This is a genomic window from Spongiactinospora gelatinilytica (assembly GCF_003236385.1).
GTDB lineage: Bacteria > Actinomycetota > Actinomycetes > Streptosporangiales > Streptosporangiaceae > Spongiactinospora > Spongiactinospora gelatinilytica.
In genome coordinates this window covers 1-3,846 of the sequence record NZ_POUA01000535.1, presented here as the reverse complement: position 1 = coordinate 3,846, position 3,846 = coordinate 1, and the positions used below count along the sequence as shown (strand labels likewise).

6 protein-coding genes are annotated in these 3,846 nt (G+C 71.2%); 4 read left to right on the top strand and 2 right to left on the bottom strand.

The genetic code is table 11. The annotated features are described in order from the left end of the window. Window positions 1-403: 403 nt before the first annotated feature. Entirely contained in the window at window positions 404-1,147 is a 744-nt protein-coding gene (locus C1I98_RS42165) for an imine reductase family protein (RefSeq protein WP_158558337.1), read from the bottom strand. Between the two features lie 53 nt (window positions 1,148-1,200). Between C1I98_RS42165 and C1I98_RS40930 the strand changes: the two genes are divergently transcribed. The 3 genes from C1I98_RS40930 to C1I98_RS36420 all read left to right on the top strand — a co-directional run bounded on the left by C1I98_RS40930 (window position 1,201) and on the right by C1I98_RS36420 (window position 2,482). After that, window positions 1,201-1,437 (top strand): hypothetical protein, encoded by a 237-nt coding sequence (locus C1I98_RS40930; RefSeq protein ID WP_146607862.1) that lies wholly within the window; start codon window positions 1,201-1,203, stop codon window positions 1,435-1,437. A gap of 140 nt (window positions 1,438-1,577) precedes the next feature. After that, window positions 1,578-1,772: a hypothetical protein gene (locus C1I98_RS36425; protein ID WP_111171833.1), complete on the top strand. Its 195-nt coding sequence runs from the start codon at window positions 1,578-1,580 to the stop codon at window positions 1,770-1,772. A gap of 413 nt (window positions 1,773-2,185) precedes the next feature. Continuing rightward, window positions 2,186-2,482: a hypothetical protein gene (locus tag C1I98_RS36420; RefSeq protein WP_111171832.1), complete on the top strand. Its 297-nt coding sequence runs from the start codon at window positions 2,186-2,188 to the stop codon at window positions 2,480-2,482. 94 nt (window positions 2,483-2,576) lie between these two features. Here C1I98_RS36420 and C1I98_RS36415 read toward each other — a convergent pair whose 3' ends face one another. Then, the gene (locus C1I98_RS36415) at window positions 2,577-3,428 is read right to left on the bottom strand and encodes a DUF72 domain-containing protein (protein ID WP_111171831.1); all 852 of its coding nucleotides are present in this window, start codon (window positions 3,426-3,428) and stop codon (window positions 2,577-2,579) included. Between the two features lie 47 nt (window positions 3,429-3,475). Here C1I98_RS36415 and C1I98_RS36410 point away from each other — a divergent pair. Continuing rightward, window positions 3,476-3,846, top strand: a 371-nt coding sequence (locus C1I98_RS36410) for a helix-turn-helix domain-containing protein (protein ID WP_111171830.1), incomplete at its 3' end; no start/stop codon positions are given.

Genomic DNA, 3,846 nt, shown 5'->3' with positions numbered 1-3,846 from the left:
ACCCCCGCCACCCCGGCAAAACGCGTTGCCGTCGCGAGCGGCCCTGAATACCGTCTGTTGGACGAGGTTACGCGGCCCGGAGACCTCCTCGCGGTCCTCCGGCGGCGCCACTCAAGGCGCACCTGATCGGGAGGTTCCATGCACAGCCGAAGGGTCATCCCCACCGCTCCGCTCCCCGGCCCCACCGGCTGACCGACAGCACCGACACGCACCGGCACGCACCGACAGAAGCCCTGGGAGGGAGCGGTCTTCCGTTCATCCGGACCGTTCTTCTCCAGCGAGGAGCCGCTCGGCGGCCTGTTCGCCCGGACCCTCGGCCTGACCGCGCCCTTCTGGATCGCCTTCGGGTGCATGGTCGCGGTCACCGCCGCCGCCTGGCGGCCGTTCCGGGCGGCGACGACCGTCACGCGCCCGGCTCCGAGAACACCTCCACCAGCCTGCTGAACGCGTCGCCGCCGTGCCCCGCGTCGATGGCCCGCTGCGCGCTCGCCTCGATCGCGCGGACCACGCTGACGTCGATCCCCCGCTCCTCGCCCGCGTGGATGATGTGGTCGAGCGTGGCGGCGTTGGAGGTGATGGCGGACCCTTCCGACGGGTGGTGACGGGAGTCCACCGGCCCGACGGCGGTGTCGATCATGGGCGGGACCAGGTCGCCGATCCCCTTGGCGAACGGCGCGAAGTCCCTGGCCGTGATGTTCTCGGCCCGGGCCAGCGCGAACGCGTGCATCAGGCCCGCCATGGCCGTCCAGAACAGGTCGAGCAGCGCCAGGTCGTAGGCCGCCGCCCGCCCGGGGTCCGTCCCCAGGTGGGTGGCGGTGCCGCCGAGGACGTCCAGGACGGGCTTGTGGGCCTGGTACAGGTCCGCGGGCCCGCTGTAGAGCAGGACGGCGGCCGGCCCGCCGATGGTCGTCGTGGGCGTCATGATCGCGCCGTCGAGATAGTCGATGCCGTGCGCCGCCGCCCACGCGGCCGACCGCCGCGCCCGCCCCGGCGTGTCGGCGGTGAGCTGGACCAGCGTGCGGCCCTCAGATACCCACCATTTTGTAAGTACCGGTGACGTCCGAATGCGGACAGCGCGCCAACCCCGGGGGCAGCGAGAACGTCGAGCTGTCGTCGGCTGAGTCACCACCCGCACCACCTCAGCCACCACCGCAACCGCAAGAACCTGGCCGCCGGAATCCCACCGCTTGGAGACATTCGGTGAACCCATCCGAGCACTCCCGCCCGCCTCGCCTCACCACTGGGCTGCTCATCGCCTTCCTGGTCCTCGGCGTCGTGGGCTTCGTCATCGTGGCGGTGCTGTACTGGCGCGCCGCGTCGGACCCCGCGGATTCGGCCCCGCCGCGGCAGCCCGCGCCCACCGCGCCCACCACACCGCATACGGCCCGTTCAGCGACGGAGGGACTTGCGGTAGGCGTCCAGTACGTCCTGCCGTAGCAGGTGGCCGAAGCCCGCGCGTTCCAGGCGCAGGCCGAGCGCCGCCACGTCCGTGCCGAGGGCCGCGGCCGTGTCCCGCAGGTTCCAGTCGTGCGCGGCCAGCCTGGTGAGCAGGTGGCCGCGCGGCCAGCCAGTCGCGGATGACCGCGCGGGTGCGGCGGTTGTTGGTGCCGTCCCTGCGGATGTCCCGGAAGAGCCGGTACGCGCGCGGCGGGCTGATCCGGGCGAGCCGCCAGGCGATCAGGCCGCCGTCACCGCCCCGCTCGCGCAGCACGGTACGGATGATCAGCGCGGCGTTGTGGTCGTCGATGTCCAGCGCGAGCGTGGCGGCGTAGAGGTCGGGATAGTTGCCGTGGATGTAGCGGTTGGGCGTGCCGTCCGTCGCGGAACTCGCGCCGGCCGGTCGCGCTGATCGCCGCGTTGGCGAACAGCAGTACGTCCTCGGACTCGATCAGGTCCGCGAAGGTCTCGTCCATCGGCTCCCCCAGGGGTGGGGATCGGCCGGGGAATGAGGGAGCGAACAGCGAAATCATCGTTGCAGAGACGGGTTCCGGAAGTCGCACCGGAGTCCCGCGGCCGATCTGGATTGCGACCATAGCAGGGCCATTCCGGCATTACGCACCGATTTTCGGGGCGGGTGTAGGGGTCGTGTCAGGGTCCATGTACGTGGATTCCCTGATACCCGCGACCTGCGCGAGGTGACACAGTGAAGTCGCTTGACAACTCAGCGTCCACAGATGGGGGCATCATGAACGTCCGCAGAACGCTGCTCGGTTCGGTCATCCTCGGCGCGGCCCTGCTTCTGCCGGCCGGCGCGGCGGGGGCGGCGCAGGCCACCGGGCTCACCGCGGCCAAGCCCGCCGTGTCCGTCGCCGCCGCCAAGGCGTGCAAGAAGGAGTGCAAGGAGGGCTTCCGGGTCGGCTACCGCGACGGCTACGCCGACTGCCTGGCCAACACCGACCGCAACCCGCGTAGCCGGCGCGGCTTCGGCGACTGGGTGCGCGGCTACGAGCTGGGCTACGAGCGGGGCTTCCACGCCTGCTGAGCCCGGCTGAGCACCGGGGGCGTGGGCCGCGCCAGGCACCAGCCACGCCCCCGTGCTCAGAATCAGCGGCTCGAAAACCAAGCTCAGAACAGGGTCAGAACAGGGTCAGCGGCTCGATCGGCTCGGTGTCCGGCAGCGGCTCCAGCTCGGGCACCCGCGCCCGCACCTCGTCGTGGAAACGGCGGGCGAGCGGCAGCGACTCGGTGTTGTCGGGGGTGTGGATGAACACGGTCGGGCTGCGCCCCTCGCGCAACCACGCGGTCACCCTTTCCACCCAGTACTTCCAGCCCTGCACCGTCAGGTCGCTGTCGTCCCTGCCGAGGTAGCGGACGATCGGCCGGCCGGTCAGCGCCCGCGACCGGCGCGGCACACGCGGCTTCTTCGACCACGCGTCCCGCTCGGCGTCGCTGGTCGGCCGGTCGCCGAACAGGGTGACGGTGTCGAAGGGCACCCACTCGGCCCCGACCCCGGCCAGCACGCTCTCCAGCGCCCGCGCGGCGCGCTCGTCCTCGAAGAAGGCGCGGTGGCGGACCTCGACGGCGTAGTTCAGGTCGCGGGGCGCCCCGCGCAGGAAGGCGGCCAGCACGCCGAGGTCTGACGGGCCGAAGGACGGCGGCAGTTGCACCCAGTACGCGTGCGCCCGCGGACCGAGCGGCTCCATGGTGTCCAGGAAGACGCGCAACTCCTCGTCCACGCCGGTCAGGCAGCGCACATGGGTGATCGTCTTGGGCAGCTTCACGATGAACCGGAAATCCTCGCCGGTCTGCGCCGCCCACGACCGGACGGTGTCCTTCGCCGGGGTGGCGTAGAACGTGGTGTTCCCCTCCACCGCGTTGCACCAGGTCGCGTACGCCCGCAGCCGCTCCCCCTGCGCCAGCGGATGCGGAAGGTACCGCCCCCGCCAGGGCGCATGACTCCACATCGCGCAGCCCACATGAAGACGCATACTCCGACGCTATCCGCTGTTCACCCGCTATGCGGGAGAATAGGGAGATGGACGATCTCACGCCGGTGCGGGAGGTGGCCGAACGGTTCGGGGTGCCGATCTCGACGTTGCACTACTGGGAGCGGCGCGGCCTGCTGACGCCGCACCGGCGGTCGGGGCGGCGGCATTTCGACACCGAGCAGTTGTACCGGGTCGCGCTGATCAAGCTGCTCCGGGAGACCGGGCTGATGTCCATCGAGGAGATCGACACCCTGCTGCACCGAAGCGGCACGGACACCTGGCAGGAGACCATCCACGGCCGGATCGCGACCCTCGACGCCCACCTCGCCCGCCTCCAGGCCGCCCACGGCTACCTCACCCACCTCCTCACCTGCCGCCACGGCGACGCCCTCGAAACATGCCCCGCCTTCCGCGCCAC